Raw genomic sequence first — 25116 nt, forward strand, 5'->3', positions numbered from 1 at the left:
CTTATAATTTGACAGTTCCATTAAAAAAGGTAAATTTGATGTATGAAAGTTTTGACGCTACAAATACCAGACAACGTGGATTTGGATAATACGCAAGTGGCTATGCTGGTTGCCGGCCAACTTTATGAACAGGGAAAATTATCGCTTGGGCAAGCCGCTGAACTTGCAGGCCTTACAAAAAGCACTTTTGCAGAACTATTAGGCAGGTATAATGTTTCAATTTTCAATTATCCTGCCACCGACCTTCCAAGAGATGTTGCCAATGCATAGAACAATTATTGCTGACACAAGTTGTTTCATTATATTTTCCAAAATTGATGAACTTGAACTTTTGCACAAAGTTTATGGGTAAATAACCACTACTGTTGATATTGCGATGGAATATGGGGCATTGCTTCCGGAATGGGTAGAAATAGTGGAAGTGAAAGATAAATCAAAACAACAAATTTTAGAATTACAAATAGACAAAGGAGAATCCAGTGCTATAGCCTTAGCGTTGGAAATACCCGATAGTACCATTGTTTTGGATGATATTAAAGCCCGAAATATTGCAGATAAACTTGGCTTGAACTATACGGGTACAATTGGTATTGTTGTGAAAGCAAAGCTGAAGGGAATCATTCCAAGTATAAAACCCATTATGGCTAAAATAAGGCAAACAGATTTTCGATTATCTGCGGAAATTGAGTTGCAGGCATTGCTACTGGCTAATGAATAGTTACAATGGGTGGTCTTTGGGTGGTTGTGTAACGGGTGGTTGTTCTTCGGTGGTTGGTAAGCTTTCAATTTTATATGTCGCCAATGGTTCTCCAGGAGGCAACTTGTAACTGATCGGTGATCATTGTACTTTCTTCTCCTGCATAGATTAACATCTTTTGCGCATGGGGATGATGTTTATCCCAGTAATGTAAACCACGCAGCATGCCGGTATCCCATTTTTTACTTCCTTTTATTTCAATGGCCATATCAATGCCATTTTTTTCGAATACTATATCTATTTCATTGCCTGCACTATCTCTATAAAAGTGTAGGTTATCTGGGAATCCTTCATTGAGTCGGTTTTTTTTAATTTCAGATATCACCCAATTCTCCATAATAGCGCCATAGGCAGGATGTTGCTGTAACTGTGTAGCGGTTCTTATTTGTAATAAAAAGCACAAAAGCCCGGTATCATAAAAATACAGTTTAGGGCTTTTAATAATGCGTTTGCCGGTATTGTTATGCCAGGGTGGTAATAGGTATATAATAAAACTGGTTTCTAATAAACCTAACCAGGATTGAATGGTTTTGTTATCTACCCCAATAGCCGATGCAAAGGTTTCGCGGTTTAATAATTGTCCGGCATGCGCTGCACATAAATATATTAGTTTAGTAAATGCGGCTAAGTTGCCAATGTTTTTTAATAATCGCACATCTCTTTGTACGTAGGTTTGCAAATAAGAAGCCAGCCAAATATGGGGCTGCAATTGTTCATGCCATATTTCAGGATAACCACCGGTTAAAATAAGTTGTTGCAGGGTATGTTTTTTTTGTTTGAATGCATGGGTTTGTGATAACTCAGCATAGCTTAATGGCAGTAAAGTTAAATAGCCTGTTCTTCCTGCCAGCGATTGAGACATCTGTTCCTGTAATAAAAAATGATTAGAACCTGTTAGTATAAACTGGCCGCGAGACTGGTTATTGTCTAAAATTTCCTGTAAATACCTGAATAGCACAGGCAATCGTTGTACTTCATCAAAAATTGCACCGTTGGTATAATTTTGTAAAAATGCAGCCGGATTTTCTTCGGCTTTTGCCTGTGTATCGGGATTTTCAAAATTTACATAAGGCTGCTTTTTAAAAAGCATTTTGCTTAATGTTGTTTTACCGCTTTGCCGGGGCCCTGTAATGCAAACTGCTCTAAATTGTGATAAATACAATTGCGCCTGCGGTAAAATAGCCCTTGGTATCATGGATTCCATTTTTGCAAAAATATGTAAATTTGGAATTGGATTCCATTTTTGCAAAAAAATGCAAATTTGGAATTGGATCACTAATTGTTAACCACGAATAGCACAAATGAACACGTATGAAAAACCTTCGGGTATTTGTGGCACAGGTATTTTGTGGTTTTTGGGTGCTGGTTTTTGGGTATTAGTCATTGGGTGGTTGGGTTGCTGTGTTCATCCATTGTTAGCCACAATAACCCTTCGTGCATTCGTGGTAGCCAATAGTTGAATGCTAATCATTTTTAAAGATAGTTTGTCATGTCAAATAAATGCCTAATTTTATTTCCTGAAATTTTAGAATGTAAACGCAATCTATCGGCATACTTTCTGGACATAAAAATTGGTATTCTGATAAAACATGAAAAATTACATTAAAACAGATGGGTTTGACAACGTAATTGAGCTTCAGTTGAATGTGTTAGTACTTCAACAGGGTGATTACTATGTTGCATACTGCCCTTCTTTAAATCTTTCTTCTTACGGCGATACTATTGATGATGCTAAAGTTGGTTTTGATGAAGTAATGGAAGCATACCTTGAAGAATGTAAAGAAAATGGTACACTACATGATGATTTAGTTAAAAATGGATGGACTTTTAATATTCACAACCACAAAAAAGCCGAACCTCCTGCCATGGTTGAGCTAAATATTCCAGCCGGAGTATTAAGACAACAATTCAATGAAAACTGGAGCGTTCCAGTTTGTTAGAGACATGGGTGTAAAACAAATCATCGCTACTCATAAATTCATTGCATGGTTAGAAAGTTTGGGTTTGAAATATGAACGAACCAAAGCATCTCATGACCATTATAATTATCCCAAAGGCCATCCTAAGAGGTTAATAAGAACCATTACCATAAGAACAAAATATAAGGAGATTCCCATTTTGCATATTCATACAAATCTCAAAACCTTAGGTATTTCTAAAGAACAGTTTGAGAAAGAAATCCAAAATTTCTAATCCAAAATAATAATTTACTTAGCACATCAGGAATTGATAAAGTGGTACGAGCTAAGCCACTCCATTTTTAGCCAAATAGCCAAGCATCTAAAATCCTTCGTGCATTCGTGGCAACTAATAAAAGTGTTGGGTGGCACGCAAAGCCAGCAAAGGTTGCTCGCCAAGGGCGCAAAGGGGAGCATACATAGGAAGATGGGTGGGATATAGTTTTCTGAAATAAAGGTGTTTGTGGAGAAACTTCGGGTGCCCGAGTAAGAACAATACATGGGGCGTAATGCAGCTTGTTGCTTCCGCAAATGGATATCCGTTAGGCACCTATCAGGGTAATCATTAAATCCTATAAATCCTATAAATCATAGTTCAGACCCTATTCGTGCATTCGTGGCAACTAATAAAAGTGTTGGGTGGCACGCAAAGCCAGCAAAGGTTGCTCGCCAAGGGTGCAAAGGAATAGGGTAAACAGATGTTGGGTTATTCATTTCAAAATACAAAATTCGTGTATCCATGGTTACTTATAAGCTTACAGGTAGAAACTCACCCAAAAGAACCATTTTTGCTTAGGCTGTAACTTCTTTTCATTAAGCACGTTTTAATACAAAATCAATCAAACAATGGCCAAGTCGTTGCTGCAATTATTGGTATTAATGGTGATAGGCATAGCCTGTTTATGGGTTATGAAACAATGGGAAACCGGTAAGCAGTGCCCACAATGCAATATTCCTGTGCAACAACCTGCCGGTCAACCTACACCTGACCATTATTTTCGGGAGCCTGCCAATAAATTTAATATTGCCGCCTATTTTTAATATTGCCAATAGTAGGATAGATAAAACGCAAAATTTTTTTATTTACCTGTAACTTTTTTACCACCAGCACGTTTCACTTAAAAGCAGCCTATTACTGTTTATGACTGAAAAAATGTATAACCAATGTGTAAACGAATATGCAGACAATGTATATCGGTTTATATGGAAGAATTTGCGTCATGAAGCAGATGCAAAGGACATTGTTCAGTCTGCCTTCGAGAAACTATGGGTCAACAGGGCGCAGGTGCAGGAAGGAAAAGAAAAATCGTATTTGTTTACCATTGCTTACCACCAGATGATTGACCATATCCGCAAAAACAAGCGCATAGATTTACAGGAAGATTTTGGAGAAGAAGCCATAGGCAACATAAAACAACCCAATGCCATGGGGCATCAAAATTTAATGGCGGCATTGGAACAATTGAATGAATTGCAAAAAAGTTTGGTGATGCTGAAAGATTATGAAGGGTATAGTTACCAGGAAATAGGCGAGATAACCGGATTAAATGAAAGTCAGGTGAAAGTGTACCTGCACAGAGCCCGTATAACCCTGCGGAATTATTTAGTAAGCCCTGAAAATGTGATGTGATATGATGGAAATCAACCGCAATAATATTGAATCCTGGCTGATTCGCTATGTAGATGGCGAATTATCGGCCATAGAAAGACTGGCGGTAGAAAACTATCTGGTATTGAATTCGGATTTAGCAGCAGAGCTCAAAGCTTTACAACAGGCTAAATTACCACCGGAGGCAGTATTATATCCTTATAAAACTGCTTTACTGAAACGCCTGAAAACCCATTTTGAGGAAGCAGAACTATTGAATTTTATAGATGGGGAATCAGGCAGCCATACAGCCGCCGCCATTCAGGAAGCCATGTTGGATGATGCAGCATTAGCTGAACAGATAGCGGTATTACAAGCAGCAAAATTACCCGATGAAAAAATAGTGTTTGCCGCAAAAGCTGCTTTATACCGCCACGAGAAAAAACCGGTAGTGGTACTTTGGCAACGCATGATGGCCGCCGCCGTACTTTTGGCAGTAGGAATATTGCTTTGGCAAATAGCACCGCCGGTACAACAAAAAAAGTTGGAGCAGGTTAAAGAAACCGTGGCTTTGCAAAACAATAAGCCTAATGATGCAGCGCCTGTTAAAGCGGAACCTTTACAATTGGAAGTAGCCATGCCACACAAAAAAGCATTGCAGCAAAATACTGAGGTATTGGCCGCTGTAAAAGAAAAATCAACAGCACCCAAAACAAGTGCTATGCAAACTGTAACCAATAACCATACTACTGAAACGGATACCACATTAGCAGTGGAGCAGCCTTCAATGCACCATGTAAATACCGGTACCGTAAGTGCGCCGGCTACAATGGTTACCATGCCTGCCACAACAATTATTACAAACCAGGCAGTAACTACAAATGTAATGGCTGCAAAAACACCTGAAAATGATTTGGAAAGAAATACAACAGTGGCTGCACAACCAGTGGTATACAGGTTATTGGAGACAGATAATGATAACAATGGTTCGGTTTACATTAATAACATACCTATTAACAAAAATAAAGTAAACGGCATTTTACAAAAAGCAGGCGGTTTATTACATACCCTACGTTCGCAGGAAACAGGCGTTCAGGAAAAATTAACCGCAACAGCAAAATTACGTTAATAATTAAAATTGAAATGATATGAAGCAATGGATAATTGTAGCAGGTATGCTTTGCGCAGCCGGCAGTATTTCTGCCCAAAACAGGGATAGTGTAGTGGTTCAGGCAGATAGTATTCTGATAAAATCAGATACCATACAGGTAGGTAATTTTGTCATTATTCAAAAAAACAAAAATAATCGTACCCCGCAGGAGCAAGCTACTGCACGCCATAACAAAGTGGTAAGCATCAATTTTGATACCGATCGGCCAACTAATAAAAAGCGTAATGATAATGTAACAACCAATTGGGGCATATTAGATTTGGGTTTTGCCAACTTGAACGATAATACCAATTACACCACCGCCCAAAGTGCAGGTTATTTAACCACCGTAAATGGTAATCCCGTTACCAAAAACAGTTTTAACCTCAATGCCCGCAAATCATCTAATGTCAACATTTGGTTTTTTATGCAAAAACTCAATGTTACTAAGCATGTGGTTAACTTAAAATATGGATTAGGATTGGAAATGTATAACCTGCGATTCGATAATAATATCAGTTTTAGAAATACACCACAACCCATGGTATTAAATGATAGTATTCCTTTTACAAAAAATAAATTATATGTAGGCTATTTAACCGTACCCTTTATGGTAAACTTTAATTTAACACCCTCTAAAGACAATGGATTGAGTTTTAGTGCAGGCGTTAGTGCCGGTTATTTAATCAATAGCCGTAATAAACAAATTAGTGGTGAACGTGGAAAACAAAAATATAAAGGAGATTTTAATTTACAACCCTGGCGTGTAGCAGCCATTGGAGAATTGGGATTAGGCCCCATACGTTTGTATGGCAGCTACAGCCTGAATAACTTGTATAAAGAAAGTACGGGGTTAGATCAAATACCCTATGCAGTGGGTATAAGGTTCAGCAGATTTTAGTTTTTTTCTCATGTTATATGTAGTTGAACAAACACTTCTTTTCTAAGAGGTGTTTTTATTTTGGAGTTAGGCAAACGTGAATGTTTTTCTAAAATATTAAAAAGCGGTATATCGGCATAATTTTAGAAATATATTCCGTTATGAAATTTCGGCAAAACCTGCATCCCTTTGTATTGCTTGCTGCACTTGCTTTCAGCAGTGTTTCTTTTACCCGTTCGGGAGTGGATAAAGATGACTATTATGTGGTGATTAAAAAATCGGATTACACTTTAACGCTGTATAACCGCAATCAAGTATGGGTAGCTAAATATCCGGTGGTATTTGGCAGTAAAGATTTGGGGGATAAAATGATGGCCGGTGATCGGAAAACACCCGAAGGTATTTTTCATATTGTGAGCAAAAAACTACACCCTAAATGGTGCCGGTTTTTAGCATTAGATTATCCGAATGCGGAGAGTTATGAAAAGTTTAATCAACGCAAAGCCAATGGCGTTATATTGCCACATGCAGCAATAGGGGGTGGTATTGGTATACATGGTACCTGGCCGCATGAAGATTTTTCGGTAGATGGTTATCAGGCATGGACGGAAGGTTGTATCAGTACCAAAAATGAATACATTATTGAATTATACAACCTGTTACCGATTGGTACAAAAGTGATAATAGAACCTTAGTATTGTTTGTATAAAAAATCACTGACTGTTTTCCCCCATTTAGCCGGTTCATTTTGTAACAGGCTTTGGTGGTGGCTGAGGGCATATATCATCATTTCTTTATGATGTGATGCAAGGTTTTTAAAAATGGTATTGGTTTCATTTTGTGTAACCCTTTGATCCTGTAATCCCCATTGCAATAATACCGGGCAATGAATAGCAGCAGCAGCATCTTCCGGTTTTAAATTAAATGCCCAGAAACCCTGTTCAATACCACCCCAAAATGTGAGTGCGGCAGCCAGGGGTTCTGCGGGTAAATGCATGGTACGCAATTTGCCTTCGGCAGCTTTTTGTAAAGTACCAAAAGGCATTTCCAAAATTATTTTATCGGGTATTAATGCATATTGTTGCATGGCCTGTAAAATAGTAGCAGCACCCAATGAAATGCCATATAAAATAATGGGCTGTTGTGTATGGGCTTTTACATAATCGTATGCAGCTTTTACATCGGCCACCTCGCGATAACCAATGGTACAGGCAGTTCCCGTACTGTTGCCATGTGCCTGGAAATCAACCGCCAATACACGGTAACCCATAGTGTAAAAAGCCTTTTCTTCGGGAATTAAAGCACTTTTATTACTGCCGTGCCCGTGAAACAGAATAATGGTGCCGAGTGCACTGTCTTTGGGTATTAACCAGGCAGCCAGTTCCTGTCCGTCAGCGGTAGCAATGGTAATGTTTTGGTGTGGAAGATTTAAAGAATCAACTACCCGGCTTTTATAAAAAGGCATTCCTAATAGCAATGCTTTTCATTTGGCCATGCCACTCATTTGGGCAGTAGTAGCCGGTTTTTCTGTTAGCGGAAAAAAATGTGTAAAGTAGTAAGCCTGCGAGGCCATCATTACATTAAGCAGAATAAAAAATGCCAGTAAAACATAGCCGGTGCGCTTTAACCATTTAGGCATGGGTAGGTGTTTTAAAAATTTATTCAAGTGCGGCCTGCTGTTAAACCAAGGCTTCTGCACCAAAATAGCGATGCAATACTTTCGGCAATGCAATGCCGTTATAATTTTGATTATTTTCCAATAAAGCGGCAACAATTCTGGGCAACGCCAATGCGCTACCGTTTAAAGAGTGTGTCAACTGTGTTTTGCCGGTAGCATCTTTAAACCTGCATTTTAAGCGATTGGTTTGAAAGCTTTCAAAATTACTCACACTGCTTACCTCTAACCAACGTTGTTGTGCAGCGCTAAATACCTCAAAGTCGTAAGTAAGTGCAGAGGTAAAGCCCATATCGCCACCACACAAACGTAGAATGCGATAAGGCAATTCTAATAATTGCAATAATCGTTCAACATGGTTTACCATTGCATCAAGTGTTGCATAGCTGTTATCGGGGTGTACAATTTGAATAATTTCTACTTTTTCAAACTGGTGCAGTCGGTTTAATCCGCGTACATCTTTTCCAAAACTACCGGCTTCTCTTCTAAAGCAGGGTGAATAGGCTGTCATTTTAATGGGCAGTTCTTCTTCTCTCAAAATGGTATCGCGGTAAATATTGGTTACAGGAACTTCTGCGGTAGGTATTAAGTAAAAATTATCTTCCGTAGCATGATACATCTGCCCTTCTTTATCGGGTAATTGGCCTGTACCATAGGCACTGGCTTCATTCACCATAAATGGCGGTATGTATTCAGTATAACCGGCTGCGGTATTTTCATCCAAAAAATACTGAACCAGGGCTCTTTGTAGTTTGGCGCCTTTACCTTTATACAGCGGAAAGCCGCTACCCGTTATTTTGGCACCGGTTTCAAAATCAATTAAATCGTATTGTTTAATCAGTTCCCAATGTGGTAGTGCATTTTCAGGCAGTTGAGGCATGGAACCTCCGGTCTTAACAATTTCATTGTCATCGGCAGAGCGGCCGGGTGGTACGATGGCTGCAGGCAGGTTGGGTAACTGAATAATTTTTTCCTGTAATTTTTTTTCGGTTTCGGTTAAAGCATTGCTAAGTGCGCCCGCTTCTTGTTTCAGGTTGCTAACATTGGCTTTCATGGTCTCAGCGGCTTCTTTTTGCCCCTGTGCCATCAGTTTGCCAATTTCTTTTGCGGCAGCATTCGCTTGTGCCTGTACCGCATCAAACTGAGCTTGTGTTTTACGGCGCAGATCATCTAAAGCAATGATTTCATCTACTAATTCCGGTTGTTTAAACTGTTTCAGCGCTAATCTTTCTTTTACCCATTCCGGATTGTTGCGCAGCACCTGTACCTGTAACATAAATAGCAATTTGCAGCAAATATAGGCGTAGATAAAGAGATAATTTATATGGAAAGAGAAACAGTATTTACCTTTGCGGCATGTTTGTACAAGATGATTTACAACAACGCTGGTGGGCTTTAGAGGCTCGGTTAATGGAGCAGTTTGGAAAAAAACCTGATTTGGAAGCAGTTTTGTTTTTAATTGGTATGCAGGAAACGGGATTTATTCGTGATAAAATATCGAAAGAACAGAAGCAGGATTTAATGCATGTGGCGGTTTGCACGGTATTGGCACCCGGTGGATATTTTATATTAGAAGGAAAAGATGAAGATGGATGGCCGCATTTTAAACAGTTGAAAGAAATACCGGTGATGGCTTTGCCCGAACAGGAAAATTTTTTAAAAGATTATATCCTCTTGTATTTTGAACAACCATACTGGGATAAGGAATAGCTTCAAAAAACAAATTACATGAAGTATGTATTGATGATGATAGTTTTGATGCGTTTTGTATCCATGACCTATGCTCAAAAACCGGTAAAAGTAAAAGAACAATATGTATTGTTTACCACACCATACGGCAATATGGTGGCTAAATTGTACAACAATACACCCAATCATCGTGATAATTTTATTAAAAATGTAGCAGCAGGGGCATACGATAGTACCATTTTTCACAGGGTAATTGCCGGATTCATGATACAGGGAGGTGACCCGGCTACCAAAACATTAGCCGATACATCGGCCATGCAATACACATCTACGCCACCCGATCAGCAAATATTACCGGAGTTTCGGAATGATATCATACATGAACGTGGAGCTTTGGCTGCTGCAAGGGATGGAAACCCCCGAAAAGCCAGTCACGCTTACCAGTTTTATATTGTTCAGGGTAAAACTTTTGATAGTACAGCTTTGGAAACGCATTACCAGCAGCGGGTGAAGCCTGCCAATCCTAATTTTCACTATACAAAAGAACAGGCCGAACGCTATGCACGAATAGGTGGCACACCATACTTAGACCAGCAATACACGGTTTTTGGGCAGGTAATTAGTGGCTTAGAAGTAATTGATAAAATTGCTGCTCAGTCAACCAATAAGGCAAACAGACCATTAAAGAACATCAGAATAACCATTACTTTGTTGAATTAATGCAATAAAACCAATTTTTCTAACAATATTTGTAAAAAAATACACTATGAATTTTCCTGCTAATCTTCGTTACACAAAAGACCATGAATGGATACAATTAGAAGGTGATGTGGCCACCGTAGGTATTACTGATTTTGCACAAAGTGAATTAGGTGATATTGTTTATGTGGATATAGCCAATAACCAAACTTTGGATGCTGAGGCAGTTTTTGGTACTGTTGAAGCGGTTAAAACAGTGAGCGATTTGTTTTTACCCGTTGCAGGAACCATTATAGAAGTGAACGCTGCTTTGGAAAAACAACCTGAATTAGTGAATACTGACCCCTATGGAGCGGGATGGATGATTAAAATGAAAGTAAACAATCCTGCAGATGTGGCCGAATTATTAGATGCTGCTGCCTACCAACAATTGGTACACTAAAACCAAACCGGTTATTTTGCCGTATATCAGTTACCATCTGCATTAAACACCCAAAATAGCATTGCAAGAAGAAAAAAAATACAGTGAACCTGAACTGGTTATGTTGTTGAAACAACGACAAGAAGCTGCTTTTAGTTATTTGTATGATAACTATTCAGGTGCATTGTATAGCATTATTCAAAATATTGTTACCGACAGTGAGCTGGCAAACGATGTGTTACAGGAAGTGTTTGTAAAAATTTGGAAACAAATAGCACTGTATGATGAGGTGAAAGGGCGCCTGTTTACCTGGATGCTGAATATAGCCCGGAATGCTTCTATTGATATGATTAGAAGCAAAGGGTTTCAAAACAGTCAGCAAAACCGGGAACTGCAGGAAAGCGTATATGAACAAGCGGGTATCACCAGTATTGCAGTAGAGCAAATTGGTTTACGAAAAGTGGTACATCAGCTTAAACCCGAACAAAAGCAGTTGGTAGAACTGGCTTATTTTGAAGGCTATACACAGGATGAAATATCGAAAATGCTGAATATACCTTTGGGTACTGTTAAAACCAGATTGAGAACTGCATTAATACAGTTAAGGCAAATGTTAAAACACCATTGAAATTGGATATACAGGCTTACATAGAAAGTGGGGTAATTGAAAGTTACGTATTAGGTTTGGCCACCGAACAGGAAGTTGCCGAACTGGAGCAGTTGCGTAAACAATATCCCGAAATTAATCAGGCACTGGCTGCATTTGAGGCTTCGCTGGAAGCCCAGGCACTGGCCAATGCCAAGCAGCCTCCTGCACATATTAAACAACAGTTGTTTAAAACATTGCATGAGGAATTTGATGATGTGGCTATTACTGCAACCCATCAGCAGGCAACAACATCAGGTAAAGTTGTTTCATTGTTTTGGAATAAATATGCGGCGGCAGCAACTGTAATACTCATAGTGGCCAGTGCCGGTTTAAATATTTATTTCTTCAACAAAGTAGAACAACTACAAAACAAATATCTGGCATTGGTTAATGAAAGAAATTCATTGGAAGCCGGGTTGAATATTTATAAAACAAAAGCTTTAGATATTTACAACAGCATGCAGTTAATGAGCGATCCGAATATGTTGAAAGTATCTATGCCCGGTATTAAAGGGAAAGAAAACAATTTGGCAACTGTGTTTTGGGATAAACAATCTAAAGAAGTATATCTCTTACCCAATCGTTTGCCACAGGCACCCGAAAATAAACAATATCAGTTGTGGGCTTTGGTAAATGGTAAACCTGTTGATGCCGGATTACTCGGTGCCGATTGCAATGGGTTGTGTAAATTAAAAAATGTGCAAAATGCCCAGGCATTTGCCATTACGCTGGAAAATAAGGGTGGTAGTCCTACACCGCATTTAGATCAGCTCTATGTTTTTGGAAAAATCTCAGGTTAAATAGATTACTTATATTTTTTACAAGATTCATGTATAAAAGCGCATCCGTTGGTGCGCTTTTTTCGTATGTAAATGCATGAGGATAATGATTCCTGCTGATTGCTTAGCAGGGGTTTTTCAGATGGAAGGGGAGCTATTTTTATGGCTCCCTTATTTTTGTAAAAAAATAGTTTGAAACGAACTTCTTACTACATCATTGCTGCCATTATTTGGTTGCTTACTACCACATTTCTTTTATGTTTGCCCGGCAATGATTTACCCGATATTAGCTGGATAGAACAATGGCATGTAGATAAACTGATCCACATTACTTTATTTTTTGGAATGGTATTTTTATTTGCAAATACAATTGCTGATTACAGGAAAAGGCGTGTATGGATTGTGTGGATTGTTATTGCGGGTGTGGTGTATGGAATTGCCATGGAGTTTGTACAGAAATATTTTATACCGCATCGTTCATTTGATGTGGATGATATGATAGCAGATGCAGCAGGTTGTTTGCTGGCATGGTTGTGGCAAAGAAAAAAATGGTATGGGGTTAAAAAGATTGGCCCCGATGGAAATCGAGGCCGCAACCAAAACTAACTGCTTATGAGAAAATTGACTACTTGCCTAATTGTTATCTTATTTACGTTTAACGAGTTAAAAAAGTTTTCATTGCATCGTTAAAATCGTTTTTTCTTCTATTGCACTAAATTAATATTTATTCATCACATTCACAACACAAATGTCAGTAATAAAGACTGAAAGAAATGTCAATGGTTTAACAATAAAATGTTAATGATTTTAGTGACACGATATCGCATTACCTGAAGTGCTGCTAAAATAGGGGCTTAGATATGGAATTCCCAGATTCATTCCTCTGATAATCAATAAGATAGCCATTACCCCTAATGCATACGGGATGATTTTTTTGAGATAATTACGCGTATGGATATTGATGATAAACCCAAAAAAAGAAAGTAAAGCCATGAAAGGAAGGGTGCCCAAGCCAAAAGCAATCATAAAGCCCCAACCGTTTATTACAGATCCCGCTGCCAATGAACCCGCAATGGCAAAATACACCATAGCACAAGGTAACAGGCCATTTAAAATGCCTATGAATAATAAATTTTTTAGTTTTCTTTTTTGTAACAATTTGCCCAAATATTGTTGTATCCAATAGGTAAAACCATCCATCCATGCCAAGTGAAAAATATGTTTGCTGAAGTAGGGAATGCTTACATATAATAGTATGATTACCCCCATACTGATAGAAAAATATTGTTGAAATCCTGCAATGGAAATTATTCTGCCTATAAAACCAAAAACAATACCCATACTGCTATAGGTAATAATGCGGCCAGTATTGTACAGCAAAATACCGGCTATTTTTTTATACAGGTTTTGCTGCGGAAGTGGTAAAGCAAAAGCAATAGGCCCGCACATGCCTACACAATGAAAACTGCTAAGTAAACCTAAAGTTAATCCGGATATGATAAACGCCCATTGCATTATTGAATATTTACCGGCTGTTCAGAATAATAATCTTTGTTATTTGAAATCCATTTTAATTTCAAAGCATAATTTGTTTTCAATAATGGTTTTTTGGAAAGTGTCATTATATCATTTTCATCTATCTTAATTGGGAACTTTTTATCAAAATCTGCATTGGTTTTACAATAAAACCAGGCTTCTCCCTCAATGGCTGCACCTTTTAATTCTGCCGGAAAAACAATCACAATGGTACTGTCTGTTTGTATCACTTTTACTGCTGAAAGTAAATTGGCATTGTGGGTTCCATCAATTTGTTGTTGAAAGCGCAATTCTTCTTTGTAATAATCTGTGCTTACCAAATCAATTTTGGTGTGCACTGATTTGTACACCAAAAAACCAATTAAAAGCGTAAAGCTTACAAATACTGCGATAATTTTAAATCCCCAATTCATAAATAATTATTTTAATTGTTTACGGGCCCTAAAAAATTTGTTTTCAATGTTGCAATTTTTTTGTGATCAGCCATTAAATCAATTGTGATATGTGATGATCTTTCTTTGATGGCATTTTTAGGTAACGTAATAAAAAATTCACCGGAGCCCTGACCTTCTTTGTGTACCATTACATAGGGTTTCCCAATGATGTCAATTTTGCCATTACCCTGATGCAGTTGCAATTGTAATTGTACGTTTTTGGTTGTTTTATTCACTACTTTAATGTTGTATAAATTAGAGATACTATCCGTTCCTCTTTCCTGGTATAAAATGCCGGGTGTGCGAATGATGGTGGCATCTACATCCTTTCTGGTTGCCAAAATACTACCTAATATGAGTAATACAATAGCGCAAAGTGCCGTATAAAACTTCATTCTCGAGGTATACGTTAAGGCTATACCGTTAGCAATAGAGTTTTCTGAAGCATATCTTATCAATCCTTTTGGCTTGCCAATTTTATCCATTACATTGTCGCAGGCATCTATACAAGCGGTGCAACCTACACATTCCATTTGAACGCCGTTGCGGATATCAATACCTGTAGGACAAACTTTTACACATTGAAAGCAATCGATACAATCGCCTAACTGATCAGTATGTAATTTTTTAGCATTACCCCTGGGTTCACCTCTTTTATAATCGTATGCCACAATCATAGAATTTTTATCGAGCAATACGCTTTGCAGGCGGCCATAAGGACAAACCACTGTGCAGGCCTGTTCTCTGAAAAACGCATATACGCCATAAAATACAGCACTAAAAACTAGAATGGAGGCAAAGCCTACCAGATGTTCAGATACCGGTTCTGTAATAATTTTAATGAGTGCCGGCATACCAATAATATAAGCCAGAAAAAAATTGGCAATGATAAATGAAAGCAAATAAAATACAACATGCTTTAAACCAACTTTAAATATTTTTTTACCGGTCCAGGGTGCATTACTGAGTTGCCTTTGTGCAGGCGCATCACCCAGTATCAGGAATTCAATTTTACGGAACATCATTTCCATAAAATTGGTTTGTGGGCATGCCCAACCGCAGAAAAGGCGGCCGAATGCAGCCGTAAATAATACCACAAAAAATACGAAAGTAATCATGGTTAATCCGAAGATGAAAAAATCCTGAGGCCAGAAAATTTTGGTAAACAGAATAAATTTTCCTTCGGGTATATTGAACATGAATAGCGGCCTGCCATCTATCTGAATAAAAGGCGTACCAAAGAATACAATAAAATAAAAAACACTTAACCAGGTTCTGATGGAATAAAATTTTCCTTTGGGTTTATAAGCATACACCCATTTGCGTTTCCCTTCCTCATCTATTGTTGCAATTCTGTCGCGAAAACTTTCTGAAAGGGGTTCATTGATATGTTCTACATCTTTACTCATACAAATGGGTGTTTTGAATGCTTATTGAATGGCTGCTGCCGATTTTTGGGTTGAATCGGTACCCGATGCAGGCGCAGCACCCTGATCGGTGCAGAGGGTACCTTGTGGTTCTTTCGGTGTTTTTGGTTTAGTGCCGTGTAAACTTTTTACATAACTGGCAATTTGTTCAATTTGTAAGGGTGAGTAATCATCTTTCCAACTCTTCATACCTTTTTCGGGCCAACCATAGGTAATGCTTTTAAAAATATCTTTAATACTGCATCCGTGTAACCAATAATCATCTGTAAGATTAGGGCCTACTAAGCCGCCGCCATCGGCTAAATGGCAAGCTGCACAGGTGGTGGTAAAAATTTGTTTACCTGCTTCTAAATCGCTGGCATCGGTTAAATATTTAACCGTATTTTCATCTACATTTGCTTTTGATGCTTTTAAATAAGCTTGTTTCTCAGCTTCGGCTTTTGCCAACGAAATTTGTAATTCTTCTTTACTTAACGGGGCACTGTGTAACACATGGTACCGAACTAAATAAATACCGGCAAAAATAATACTGGCATAAAATCCATACAACCACCAGGGTGGAAGTCTGTTATCTAATTCCCGAATACCATCGTAATCGTGTCCTAAATCAATTTCTGCTTCTTCTTTTATGGGTTTAAAGCGGTTAATATTAGCCCACCAGGTTTTAAAGGCATTGGGTTTATGAACCAACTGTGTGGCAACTTCACTTTCGGCAATGGCTGTGCGTTGTTTGCGTAACAGAAATTTTATATTGTAAATCAGCAATAATAAAATCAGCAATTCTAATAATACCACACCCACCAGGGTAAAATATCCAATCGGTGTTAGTCCGCCGTAATTAGCGGGTGCAACGGTTGTTGTTGTTGGGTTATCAGCTCCAAAAGCATGCAGACTTAGCAGGCTCATTACCCCAATCATCATTAAAACGGAGGTATTATTATTTTTCTTTTTTTCTATGGCTTCTTTTTCTTCCTGTAATTTTATTTTAGCAGCTCCTACCAGTACATTAGCCAATAGTACAATTGCAATTAAAAGAAAGATAATAATCACTACCATCAGTTGTGTAACAGGGAATGAAAGTGAAGAAGGCTGTGGAGGGCCGGCTGCAAATGCACCAACCGGCAATAAAGCCAATATGCTTAACAGCCATTTATTGCTTCTGATTTTGTTGAAATATGCGTTCATTGTTGTTTGTTTTGTTGTTATGAACAATTTTGGCGTTATTAATAGTTGTGATCTTCCTCCAGCGGAATATTGCTAATTTGCTGCATGGTTTTTTTGTCTGCTTTCCATACCCACAATACCACTCCAATAAAAAACAGGAAGAAGATGATAAACGAGGATAATGCGTAAACATCTACGCCGATAATTTTTTCCAGATAATTGATAAATTTCATCTTACAGTTTTTTAAGGTTATTGCGCATTCATATTGGTAGATTCGCTGTTATTGGTAGCAGATTGTGCTTTAATATCAGTACCCATTCTTTGCAAATAAGCAATCAGCGCTATAATTTCAGCATTGCTGCTGATGTCAATTTTATCTTTCTTCAAAATTTCTTTGATGCTTTTTGCCTGTGCTTCCAAATCTTTATTGGCAATTTTATCATAGCCGGCCGGATAGGGAACACCTAATGTTTGCATGGCTCTTATTTTAGCAGGTGTAATAGCTGTATCAATTTTATTATCGAACAACCATCCATAAGAAGGCATAATTGAACCGGGGCTCATAGAACGGGGATCTAACATGTGGTTAAAATGCCAGCTATCGGGGTATTTGCCACCAATACGTGCTAAATCGGGTCCGGTGCGTTTACTGCCCCACTGAAAAGGATGGTCGTACACAAATTCACCGGCTTTACTATATTCGCCATAGCGGGCTACTTCATCTCTAAAAGGCCTAATCATTTGTGAGTGGCAGAGATAACAACCTTCCCGAACATAAATATCTCTTCCCTGCAATTCAAGTGGTGTATAAGGTTTTACTGAAGCAATGGTTGGAATATTGCTTTTGATTAAAAAAGTTGGAACCATTTCAATAATACCACCAATGGCAACTGCTATTAAACTGAAAATCAACATTTGAATGGGACGGGCTTCAATCCATCTGTGCCAGTATTGTTTGCCATGTGGTTCAATTATTTTTGGTAAAGCAGGTGCTTCAGCCGCTTCATTGGCTACTAATTTGCCGGCCGCAATGGTTTTCCATAAATTATACACCATTATGAAGGCACCGGTTAAGTACAATGTACCACCAATACTACGAGTAATATACATCGGTAGTATATGTGTTACGGTTTCTAAGAACTGATATTTTAAATGACCATCGGGCGTAAATTGTTTCCACATTAAAGCCTGGGTAAAGCCGGCCCAATACAATGGTACCGCATATAATACAATACCAATGGTGCCAATCCAAAAATGTGTAGTGGCTAATTTTTTAGAATACAATGGTGTATTGAAAATGCGGGGAATTAACCAATACAGTACACCAAAAGTTAAAAATCCGTTCCAACCTAATGCACCAATATGCACGTGTGCAATGGTCCAGTCGGTAAAATGTGAAATTGCATTTACACTTTTTAAACTCAGCATCGGGCCTTCAAAAGTTGCCATACCATAGCAGGTAACAGCCACCACCATGAATTTTAAAACAGGATCTTCCCGAACTTTATCCCAGGCGCCACGCAGGGTGAACAAACCATTCAGCATACCACCCCAACTGGGTAATAGCAGCATGATACTAAATACAGTGCCGAGACTTTGTGCCCAATCAGGAAGTGCGGTGTACAATAAATGGTGCGGGCCAGCCCAGATATACAAAAATATTAAAGCCCAAAAGTGAATGATAGAAAGGCGGTAGCTATAAATTGGCCGGTTGGCTGCTTTTGGCAGAAAATAATACATTATACCCAAATATGGGGTGGTTAAAAAGAAGGCAACCGCATTGTGCCCATACCACCATTGTACCAAAGCATCTTGCACACCGGCATACCAACTGTAACTTTTCATGAATGAAAATGGTAATTCAAATGAATTTACAATATGCAGCATGGCAACGGTAACCCAGGTAGCAATAAAAAACCAGATGGCTACGTACAAATGGCTTTCGCGGCGTTTAATAATGGTGCCGAACATGTTGATGCCAAAAATTACCCACACTATGGTTATGGCAATATCTAATGGCCACTCTAATTCGGCATACTCTTTACCGGAAGTATAACCCATTAACAATGTTAAAGCGCCAAATGCAATAATAAGTTGCCATCCCCAGAAGTGAAATTTACTGAGTGCATCACTAAACATTCTGGCTTTACATAAACGCTGCAATGAATAATATACCCCCATAAAAATTCCGTTGCCCACAAATGCAAATATTACTGCATTGGTGTGTACGGGGCGCACTCTTCCGAATGTGGTGTAGGGTAAGCCTAAGTTGGCGGCAGGAAAATACAGGTCGATGGCGGCCCATAATCCTGCAAGCATGCCAATAATGCCCCAGAATATGGTGGCATAGGCAAACATTTTTACAATTTTGTTATCGTAGTAAAACTTCTCTAATTGCATAAACGGCTGGTGTTTGTGTTTGAGTAAATGGTTTTATGGGATGGTTTCAATTTTTTGTTCGTTGTTGGTTTTTGTTTCGTCCTTATTTGTTGAGGTGGTTTCGGTAATTGGGGCATCATTAAAAAGGATGCGAATGGGCGGACTGGCCTCATCGTTATACTGCCCACTTTTTACGCTCCATAAGAAGGCTGCAAGAAAAAGGGCTGCAACAGAAATACTGGCGACTAATAACACAACTATTACACTCACAAGGCTTATTTTAATTTGTTTCAAAAGTATTTTGTGCCGGTTCAAGAGAATATGACTTTCATCAAGTGGCCAGATGATTTTTGTCATGTTTTAGTTGGAATGTTCATTTTTACGGTTTTTGCTGCCTTATGCATTACAGATGAAGTGATTGCGACGCAACAGACGATGCCATGAAATACAGAAGCCGGTATCATTTATTCCTCTCCTCATTTTAATCTTAATTTTTTTGCATACAGGTTACTTAAACCATAGGTAATGAAGACAATGCTGATGGTACTTGCAGGCATTAAAATGGCTGCTATCATGGGCGATAGTATACCCTGCACTGCAAAATATATTCCAATAATATTGTATATAATTGAAACTGCAAATGCGGTAATGATAATCCACTGATTGGCTTTGGCTAATTGAATAAAGGCCGGTAACCGGTGTAATTGAGCTGCATCCAAAATTACATCGCTGGCAGGCGTAAAATTGTTGCTGTTTTCTGAAACAGCAATGCCTATGTTGGCTTGCCGTAATGCGCCGGCATCATTAAGTCCATCACCCAACATCATAACGGTATGGCCCTGACTTTGCAGTTGTTCAATAAACAATAATTTATCATTCGGTTTTTGGTGAAACAGCGTAATGGCATTAAAGCCGAGTAATGATTGCAGATAATTTTTTTCGCCGGCATTATCGCCACTTAATATGGCCAGTGCGTATTTATTTTGTAATTGTTTACTTAAAGCTTGTATTCCGGGCCGGTAGCTGTTTTTGAAAATAAATTTTCCAATTACCGTTCCTTCTATGGCAATGTATACCGATGAGGCATCATCGGCATTTTCTTCCTGCTGTGAAACGAACGATTTTGCACCAATGGCTATCCATTCATCATCTATCATCCCTTCAATTCCTTTGCCGGGTATTTCGCGGTAGCCGGTTATTTTAGCACCACCGCTTACTTTTAACCATTGTACAATTGCCTTGCTTAACGGGTGGGTTGATTGTGCCGCTAATGTGGCAATTTTTCTTTTTAAGAATTCCGCAAGTGGCATACCGTTGTATATAATATTTTCATAACGGCCGGTAGTAAGTGTTCCTGTTTTGTCAAATACAATATAATCTACTTTTGCAATGGTTTCAATAGTAGCTGCATTACGCAGGTAAAAATTATTGCGGCCCAAGCGGCGTAATATGGTACCATTGGTAAAGGTATTGCTCAGTAATAACGCACATGGGCATGCAACAATTAAAACAGCAGTTACTGCCTGCCAAAGTTTTGAAACATCGTGCATGTACCAATACAAACCGGCAATGGCTGCAATGGTAAATACAATCCAGGTGAAATAACGACTGAGTGCATCAACAAAAGAATGTTTTGATTTTTGTTCAGCTTCTTTAAAAGTGCTACGGTTCCATAATTTTGTTAAATAACTTTGTGCTACTTCTTTTATAACCAACAGTTCTATATTGTTACCCAATTGTTTACCGCCGGCATATATCATTTCGCCCATTTGTTTTTCAACGGGTATGCTTTCACCGGTAACAAAACTGTAATCAATCAACGCTTTACCCTTGGTTAAAATGCCATCTGCCGGTATTAGTTCCTGGTGATGAATGAGCAACGTATCATCTAACTGAATATTGGGCAGGGTAACAATTTCTTCGTTGTTGTTTTTGATGCGTGATACTGCAATGGGGAAATACGCCGTATAATCCCGATCAAAATTGAGCTGTTCGTAGGTTTTATCCTGTAAAATACGGCCTACCAGCATAAAAAAAACAATGCCACTCATGCTGTCTAAATACCCACTGCCTGTGTGTGTAAAAATTTCTATCATGCTTCGTATAAAAGTTACCCAAATAGCCAGCACAATAGGCGTATCAATATTCAGGTATTTGTGGCGCAAACTTTTAAAAGCGCTGTTGTAAAATTCTGTTGCTGCATACAATATTACCGGCAAACTGAGTAAAACACTTATGTAACGAAACAAGCCTGCTAAATTTTTTTCTTTATCATCAATTCCCAAATATTCGGGAAAGCTTAATAGCATAATGTTGGCAAAGCAGAAACCGGCCACCCCTAATTTGTAAATTTTTGATTGATTGATACGTGGTTTCCCCTGCTGTAAATTTTGCAGGCTAATATAAGGCTCATAACCAATAGAGGTAAGTAACTCAGCCACTTTGCGTATAGAAGTTTTTGAGTGGTTGAACACAATATCGGCTTCTTTTCTGGTGAAGTTTACTTTGCTGCTAATGATATGTTCATTGAGCCGGTGCAGGTTTTCTATCAGCCAAAGGCAACTGCTGCAGTGCATGTGCGGCAAATAAAATGTTACATGTGTATGGGTATCATCTTTAAATACGGTAAGGGCTTTCTGTACGGAATCATCGTCTAAAAAAGCAAACTGGTTGTGTCGAACTTTAATTTTTTGACTGCTGCCCGGATTGTTGCTAATGGCATAATAATCGCACATGCCGGTTTTGTTCAATATTTCATAAACCGATTTGCAGCCTTCGCAACAAAAGTTTTTATCGTAAGCCTGAATGGGTTCATTGCCACAATCTTCTCCACAATGATAGCAGGCTGTAACAACGCCGGTAAATGATTTACTCATGCTTTCTGGTAGTTTTAATGAGATAGGGATATAATTTCTTTCGCTCTAATTCCATCCATGATTGAATTTTTTTCTCTAACAGAAACAGATGATTGATGTAGTTTTTTAAATCGGTATCCCAATCTTTTTTTATCATGTAGTTGTTCACTATTTTACGTTGCTGATGTAATGCTTTGGTGAACAGATCATGCTTTTCCTGCATGGTTTCTAATAAATGTGTATTTAAAATATACTCATCGCATGCAGATTCCTGATTGGATTGTTTTTTTAAATATGGAAAAAAATATTCCTGTTCGGCCCTGATGTATTGGCCAATTTCTTTGTTAATTTGAAACAATCTTCGGCTTAGTTGCGGTAAAAGGGTAGAATGGTATTTCCCGGAATGAAGTAATATTTCCAGTTGATGTTTTGATTGTTCCAGCATTTCCAATATAACCGGATGATGTTCTACCATAATTAAATTGCACGACCCTTCGAGCGTAAGTGGCCCATCTAACCATTTATTTAAAAAATTCAATCGCATCTTCTTTCCCTTTTCATTGCAAATTATTGTGCAATGCTGAGCGGGAATATGACGTTCCTCAACCGGAAATATGATAGTTATCAGTTTTTATTTCCGTTGCCTGCTGATATAGTAGAAGATTAATGCAACACCATTTGTTGAAAGGCGGCTGAGTCGCCATTAAATACATCAAAATCAACTTTTGTTTTAATGCCATTGATATGCCCTTCATTGCTGTGTTGCCAAAACTGCCAGGGTCTTTGAATACGCGGTTGTTGGGGTTCTTTATAATGAGCCACCCATAGTGGGTAATCATCAAATTCTTTACCTAAGTAACTTTCATAAAAAATGGCATAGGTGTAAATGATAGGCTTTACTTTATAAAAATTTTCTATGGTTTGTAGGTAATCTTTCAATCTTTTTTTGAGTTGGGTAGGGTTTACACCATACAATTCTTCTACATCAACCGCAGGCGGTAAATCGCCGGTTTGTAGTTGTACGGTGCGAATAAAATTTTGTGCCTGTTGTGCTCCGTTTTTAGTGGCAATAAAAAAATGATAGGCACCACGTGTAAAGCCAAATTGCTGTAAGTGCTGCCAGTTTATTTTAAATTGTTTATCGGCATCCGATAGTCCTTCGGTTGCCTTAATAAACACAAAACCAATGGCAATATGGTCTGATCTGGTATTTTTGACCATGCCCCAGCTAATATTGCTTTGATGTACACTCACATCAATGCCATGTATACTGTAGTTGTCGGGCAGTGGTATGCCAAAATCAGCATCATACGTAAATTCAATGGGGGTGGGGGTGTCTTTTTCCTGTTGAAACAAATATACCAACAGCAGCAGCAGTATCAGGAAAATGCCTGTAAGCATCCATATAACCGGCGATGTTTTTTTCTTTTTTTTCTTAGCCATCCTGCGCAGCGAAATTGAGTTACAAAAATGACATATTCATGGAATAAAAATCAAAATCATTTTTCGAATAGAGGAAGATGTTGAAGATAAACGGCATTTTACCAGGAATGAACTTATTTTTACATTCATTATGCCGTATTTTAATTTAAATGATAGTCTGAATTTAATCAGTAAGTTCACCTTCGCCCGACTGTGGAATGCCGGCAAAGTATGGAGTAGTTATCGGATTAGCCGAATGCTCGGAAAGCCTGTTCAATGGGGTTTACCCATTTCTGTTTCGTTTGAACCTACTACTTCCTGTAACCTGCGTTGCCCTGAATGTCCGAGTGGTATGCGGGAATTTACCCGGCCTACCGGCATGCTGGAAAGCAGTTTCTTTAAAAAAACAATTGATGAAATTTACAAGGAACTATTGTACCTGATTTTTTATTTTCAGGGAGAACCTTATTTGAATCCTGCTTTTTTAGAGATGGTGCAATATGCACATGATAAGGGTATTTATACTGCTACCTCTACCAATGCCCACTATTTAACCGATGAAAAAGCCAGAAAAACTGTTGAAAGCGGATTAGACAGGCTTATCATTTCTATTGATGGTACTACACAGGATGTGTATCAGCAATACAGGGTAGGAGGTAAATTAGAAAAAGTAATTGAAGGAGCCCGTAATATTGTAAAATGGAAAAAAGCGCTGAACAGTAAAACACCTTTTGTATTTTTTCAGTTTTTAGTGGTGAAGCCGAATGAACATCAGATAGAAGCCATTAAACAATTGGGAAAAGAAGTTGGGGTAGATCAGGTTCGGTTTAAAACCGCACAGGTGTATGATTTTGAAAATGATCCCAATCAGTTAATTCCATCTATTGATAAATACAGCCGTTATAAAAAAGATAAATCGGGTAAACGTGTGGTGAAAAGTGGATTAGGTAACCATTGCTGGAAATTATGGCATGCCAATGTAATTACTTGGGATGGATTGGTGGTGCCTTGTTGTTTTGATAAAGATGCGCAGCACCAGTTGGGTAATTTGGCAACGCAAAGCTTTAAGGAAACCTGGCAAAACGAAAATTATAAGCAATTTAGAAGTGCTATTATGCAAAGCAGGAAAAATATTGATATTTGTGCCAATTGCAGTGAAGGATTAAAGGTTTGGGAAGATTGATAAAGGTTAAAAATAAATTTTATTTATGGAAATTGAGCAGGAAATACCGCAGTTACATTTTCGTAACGAACATCATAAAGCCATTGTAAATATTATTTTTACAGCAAATTGGTTGCAGGAAAAAATCAGGCAGTTTCTAACGCCTGAAGATATTACCGCTCAGCAATACAATATTTTACGTATTGTGCATGCCAGTGCCGTACCCCTTTCTACCTTGCAGATAAGAGCGCAGATGTTGGATAAAATGAGTGACACCAGCAGAATGGTTGACCGCCTGGCGGCTAAAAAATTATTAGAAAAACGGATGGCAACGAATGATAAACGGAAAGTAGCCATTTATTTAACTGCTGAAGGTGTGGGTGTTTTGCACAGAATTGAAGCAAGAATTCATGAGTTGGATGCAATGGTTGCTGCTTTATCGGTGGAAGATGCTCAATTGCTCAATGGTTTATTAAATGCTATCCGGTAAA

At 38.4% G+C, this 25116-nt stretch carries 31 protein-coding genes; 17 read left to right on the top strand and 14 right to left on the bottom strand.

Translation table 11 applies throughout. The features are described from left to right. Positions 1-42 precede the first annotated feature (42 nt). Both EO766_RS08110 and EO766_RS08115 read left to right on the top strand, forming a co-directional pair. On the top strand, positions 43-270 hold the full coding sequence (locus tag EO766_RS08110; protein ID WP_074419064.1) for a UPF0175 family protein: 228 nt from the start codon (positions 43-45) through the stop codon (positions 268-270). Positions 271-376: 106 nt separating this feature from the next. Then, entirely contained in the window at positions 377-718 is a 342-nt protein-coding gene (locus EO766_RS08115; RefSeq protein WP_218836725.1) for a PIN domain-containing protein, read from the top strand. A gap of 70 nt (positions 719-788) precedes the next feature. Here the strand turns inward: EO766_RS08115 and EO766_RS08120 are convergent, their stop codons facing one another. Further along, entirely contained in the window at positions 789-1952 is a 1164-nt protein-coding gene (locus tag EO766_RS08120; RefSeq protein WP_074419086.1) for an ATP-binding protein, read from the bottom strand. 394 nt (positions 1953-2346) lie between these two features. On the opposite strand from EO766_RS08120, the gene EO766_RS08125 reads away from it, so the two are divergent. From EO766_RS08125 to EO766_RS08155, 7 genes are all read left to right on the top strand, one after another. Then, positions 2347-2697: a type II toxin-antitoxin system HicB family antitoxin gene (locus EO766_RS08125; protein ID WP_074419065.1), complete on the top strand. Its 351-nt coding sequence runs from the start codon at positions 2347-2349 to the stop codon at positions 2695-2697. Then, positions 2669-2950, top strand: a complete 282-nt coding sequence (locus EO766_RS08130) for a hypothetical protein (RefSeq protein ID WP_218836726.1) — start codon at positions 2669-2671, stop codon at positions 2948-2950. The genes EO766_RS08125 and EO766_RS08130 overlap by 29 nt, the downstream gene beginning before the upstream one ends. Positions 2951-3561: 611 nt before the next feature. Beyond that, on the top strand, positions 3562-3756 hold the full coding sequence (locus tag EO766_RS08135; protein ID WP_074418064.1) for a hypothetical protein: 195 nt from the start codon (positions 3562-3564) through the stop codon (positions 3754-3756). Positions 3757-3856: 100 nt separating this feature from the next. Beyond that, positions 3857-4345: an RNA polymerase sigma factor gene (locus EO766_RS08140; RefSeq protein ID WP_074418063.1), complete on the top strand. Its 489-nt coding sequence runs from the start codon at positions 3857-3859 to the stop codon at positions 4343-4345. A gap of 1 nt (position 4346) precedes the next feature. Then, entirely contained in the window at positions 4347-5432 is a 1086-nt protein-coding gene (locus EO766_RS08145; protein WP_074418062.1) for a hypothetical protein, read from the top strand. Positions 5433-5451: 19 nt separating this feature from the next. Continuing rightward, complete coding sequence (locus tag EO766_RS08150; RefSeq protein ID WP_074418061.1) at positions 5452-6354, top strand: outer membrane beta-barrel protein; 903 nt, start codon at positions 5452-5454, stop codon at positions 6352-6354. A gap of 140 nt (positions 6355-6494) precedes the next feature. Then, positions 6495-7028 carry a L,D-transpeptidase family protein gene (locus EO766_RS08155; protein ID WP_074418060.1) on the top strand — a complete coding sequence of 178 codons (534 nt, stop codon included), beginning with the start codon at positions 6495-6497 and terminating at the stop codon, positions 7026-7028. Here the strand turns inward: EO766_RS08155 and EO766_RS08160 are convergent. The 3 genes from EO766_RS08160 to serS are packed head-to-tail and all read right to left on the bottom strand — an operon-like array spanning position 7025 to position 9284. Beyond that, positions 7025-7810 carry an alpha/beta hydrolase gene (locus EO766_RS08160; protein ID WP_287100848.1) on the bottom strand — a complete coding sequence of 262 codons (786 nt, stop codon included), beginning with the start codon at positions 7808-7810 and terminating at the stop codon, positions 7025-7027. The two genes, EO766_RS08155 and EO766_RS08160, sit on opposite strands and share 4 nt — an antisense overlap. A gap of 6 nt (positions 7811-7816) precedes the next feature. Further along, positions 7817-7972, bottom strand: coding sequence for a hypothetical protein (locus EO766_RS08165; protein ID WP_176712998.1), 156 nt, complete (start codon positions 7970-7972; stop codon positions 7817-7819). Between the two features lie 40 nt (positions 7973-8012). Further along, on the bottom strand, positions 8013-9284 hold the full coding sequence (gene serS, locus EO766_RS08170) for a serine--tRNA ligase (RefSeq protein WP_074419068.1): 1272 nt from the start codon (positions 9282-9284) through the stop codon (positions 8013-8015). Between the two features lie 80 nt (positions 9285-9364). Here serS and EO766_RS08175 point away from each other — a divergent pair, with 80 nt between their 5' ends. The 6 genes from EO766_RS08175 to EO766_RS08200 all read left to right on the top strand — a co-directional run bounded on the left by EO766_RS08175 (position 9365) and on the right by EO766_RS08200 (position 12851). Further along, complete coding sequence (locus EO766_RS08175) at positions 9365-9718, top strand: hypothetical protein (RefSeq protein WP_074419069.1); 354 nt, start codon at positions 9365-9367, stop codon at positions 9716-9718. Between the two features lie 18 nt (positions 9719-9736). Further along, complete coding sequence (locus EO766_RS08180) at positions 9737-10417, top strand: peptidylprolyl isomerase (RefSeq protein WP_074419070.1); 681 nt, start codon at positions 9737-9739, stop codon at positions 10415-10417. A 46-nt stretch (positions 10418-10463) separates the two neighbouring features. Then, complete coding sequence (gcvH, locus tag EO766_RS08185; protein ID WP_074419071.1) at positions 10464-10838, top strand: glycine cleavage system protein GcvH; 375 nt, start codon at positions 10464-10466, stop codon at positions 10836-10838. Positions 10839-10899: 61 nt separating this feature from the next. Beyond that, entirely contained in the window at positions 10900-11445 is a 546-nt protein-coding gene (locus tag EO766_RS08190; protein WP_353744833.1) for an RNA polymerase sigma factor, read from the top strand. Further along, the gene (locus EO766_RS08195; protein WP_074420998.1) at positions 11442-12266 is read left to right on the top strand and encodes an anti-sigma factor; all 825 of its coding nucleotides are present in this window, start codon (positions 11442-11444) and stop codon (positions 12264-12266) included. Before EO766_RS08190 ends, EO766_RS08195 begins: the two co-directional genes overlap by 4 nt. A 171-nt stretch (positions 12267-12437) precedes the next feature. Then, positions 12438-12851, top strand: a complete 414-nt coding sequence (locus tag EO766_RS08200) for a VanZ family protein (protein WP_074419073.1) — start codon at positions 12438-12440, stop codon at positions 12849-12851. Between the two features lie 201 nt (positions 12852-13052). Here EO766_RS08200 and EO766_RS08205 read toward each other — a convergent pair whose 3' ends face one another. The 10 genes from EO766_RS08205 to EO766_RS08250 all read right to left on the bottom strand — a co-directional run bounded on the left by EO766_RS08205 (position 13053) and on the right by EO766_RS08250 (position 23484). Continuing rightward, positions 13053-13760, bottom strand: a complete 708-nt coding sequence (locus EO766_RS08205; RefSeq protein ID WP_074417378.1) for a sulfite exporter TauE/SafE family protein — start codon at positions 13758-13760, stop codon at positions 13053-13055. Next, positions 13760-14194, bottom strand: coding sequence for a FixH family protein (locus tag EO766_RS08210; protein WP_074419074.1), 435 nt, complete (start codon positions 14192-14194; stop codon positions 13760-13762). Before EO766_RS08210 ends, EO766_RS08205 begins: the two co-directional genes overlap by 1 nt. A gap of 11 nt (positions 14195-14205) precedes the next feature. Further along, positions 14206-15531, bottom strand: coding sequence for a cytochrome c oxidase accessory protein CcoG (ccoG, locus tag EO766_RS08215; protein ID WP_502697233.1), 1326 nt, complete (start codon positions 15529-15531; stop codon positions 14206-14208). Positions 15532-15645: 114 nt separating this feature from the next. Next, the gene (locus tag EO766_RS08220; RefSeq protein WP_074417381.1) at positions 15646-16827 is read right to left on the bottom strand and encodes a cbb3-type cytochrome c oxidase N-terminal domain-containing protein; all 1182 of its coding nucleotides are present in this window, start codon (positions 16825-16827) and stop codon (positions 15646-15648) included. A 38-nt stretch (positions 16828-16865) separates the two neighbouring features. Then, on the bottom strand, positions 16866-17039 hold the full coding sequence (locus EO766_RS08225) for a CcoQ/FixQ family Cbb3-type cytochrome c oxidase assembly chaperone (protein ID WP_074417382.1): 174 nt from the start codon (positions 17037-17039) through the stop codon (positions 16866-16868). Positions 17040-17056: 17 nt separating this feature from the next. Then, a complete protein-coding gene (gene ccoN / locus EO766_RS08230) occupies positions 17057-19207 on the bottom strand; it encodes a cytochrome-c oxidase, cbb3-type subunit I (protein ID WP_074417383.1) in 2151 nt (716 codons plus the stop codon). Between the two features lie 33 nt (positions 19208-19240). After that, complete coding sequence (gene ccoS / locus EO766_RS08235; protein ID WP_074417420.1) at positions 19241-19456, bottom strand: cbb3-type cytochrome oxidase assembly protein CcoS; 216 nt, start codon at positions 19454-19456, stop codon at positions 19241-19243. A gap of 206 nt (positions 19457-19662) precedes the next feature. Continuing rightward, positions 19663-22062, bottom strand: coding sequence for a heavy metal translocating P-type ATPase (locus EO766_RS08240; RefSeq protein WP_074420999.1), 2400 nt, complete (start codon positions 22060-22062; stop codon positions 19663-19665). Next, positions 22055-22585 carry a hypothetical protein gene (locus EO766_RS08245; protein WP_074417385.1) on the bottom strand — a complete coding sequence of 177 codons (531 nt, stop codon included), beginning with the start codon at positions 22583-22585 and terminating at the stop codon, positions 22055-22057. Before EO766_RS08245 ends, EO766_RS08240 begins: the two co-directional genes overlap by 8 nt. Before the next feature lie 119 nt (positions 22586-22704). Further along, complete coding sequence (locus EO766_RS08250; RefSeq protein ID WP_074421000.1) at positions 22705-23484, bottom strand: glycoside hydrolase family 25 protein; 780 nt, start codon at positions 23482-23484, stop codon at positions 22705-22707. A 130-nt stretch (positions 23485-23614) separates the two neighbouring features. On the opposite strand from EO766_RS08250, the gene EO766_RS08255 reads away from it, so the two are divergent. Then, a complete protein-coding gene (locus tag EO766_RS08255) occupies positions 23615-24646 on the top strand; it encodes a radical SAM/SPASM domain-containing protein (RefSeq protein ID WP_074417387.1) in 1032 nt (343 codons plus the stop codon). A 25-nt stretch (positions 24647-24671) separates the two neighbouring features. Next, complete coding sequence (locus tag EO766_RS08260; protein ID WP_074417388.1) at positions 24672-25115, top strand: MarR family winged helix-turn-helix transcriptional regulator; 444 nt, start codon at positions 24672-24674, stop codon at positions 25113-25115. Position 25116 lies beyond the last annotated feature (1 nt).

The organism is Hydrotalea sp. AMD (assembly GCF_004100315.1).
Taxonomy (GTDB): domain Bacteria; phylum Bacteroidota; class Bacteroidia; order Chitinophagales; family Chitinophagaceae; genus Hydrotalea; species Hydrotalea flava.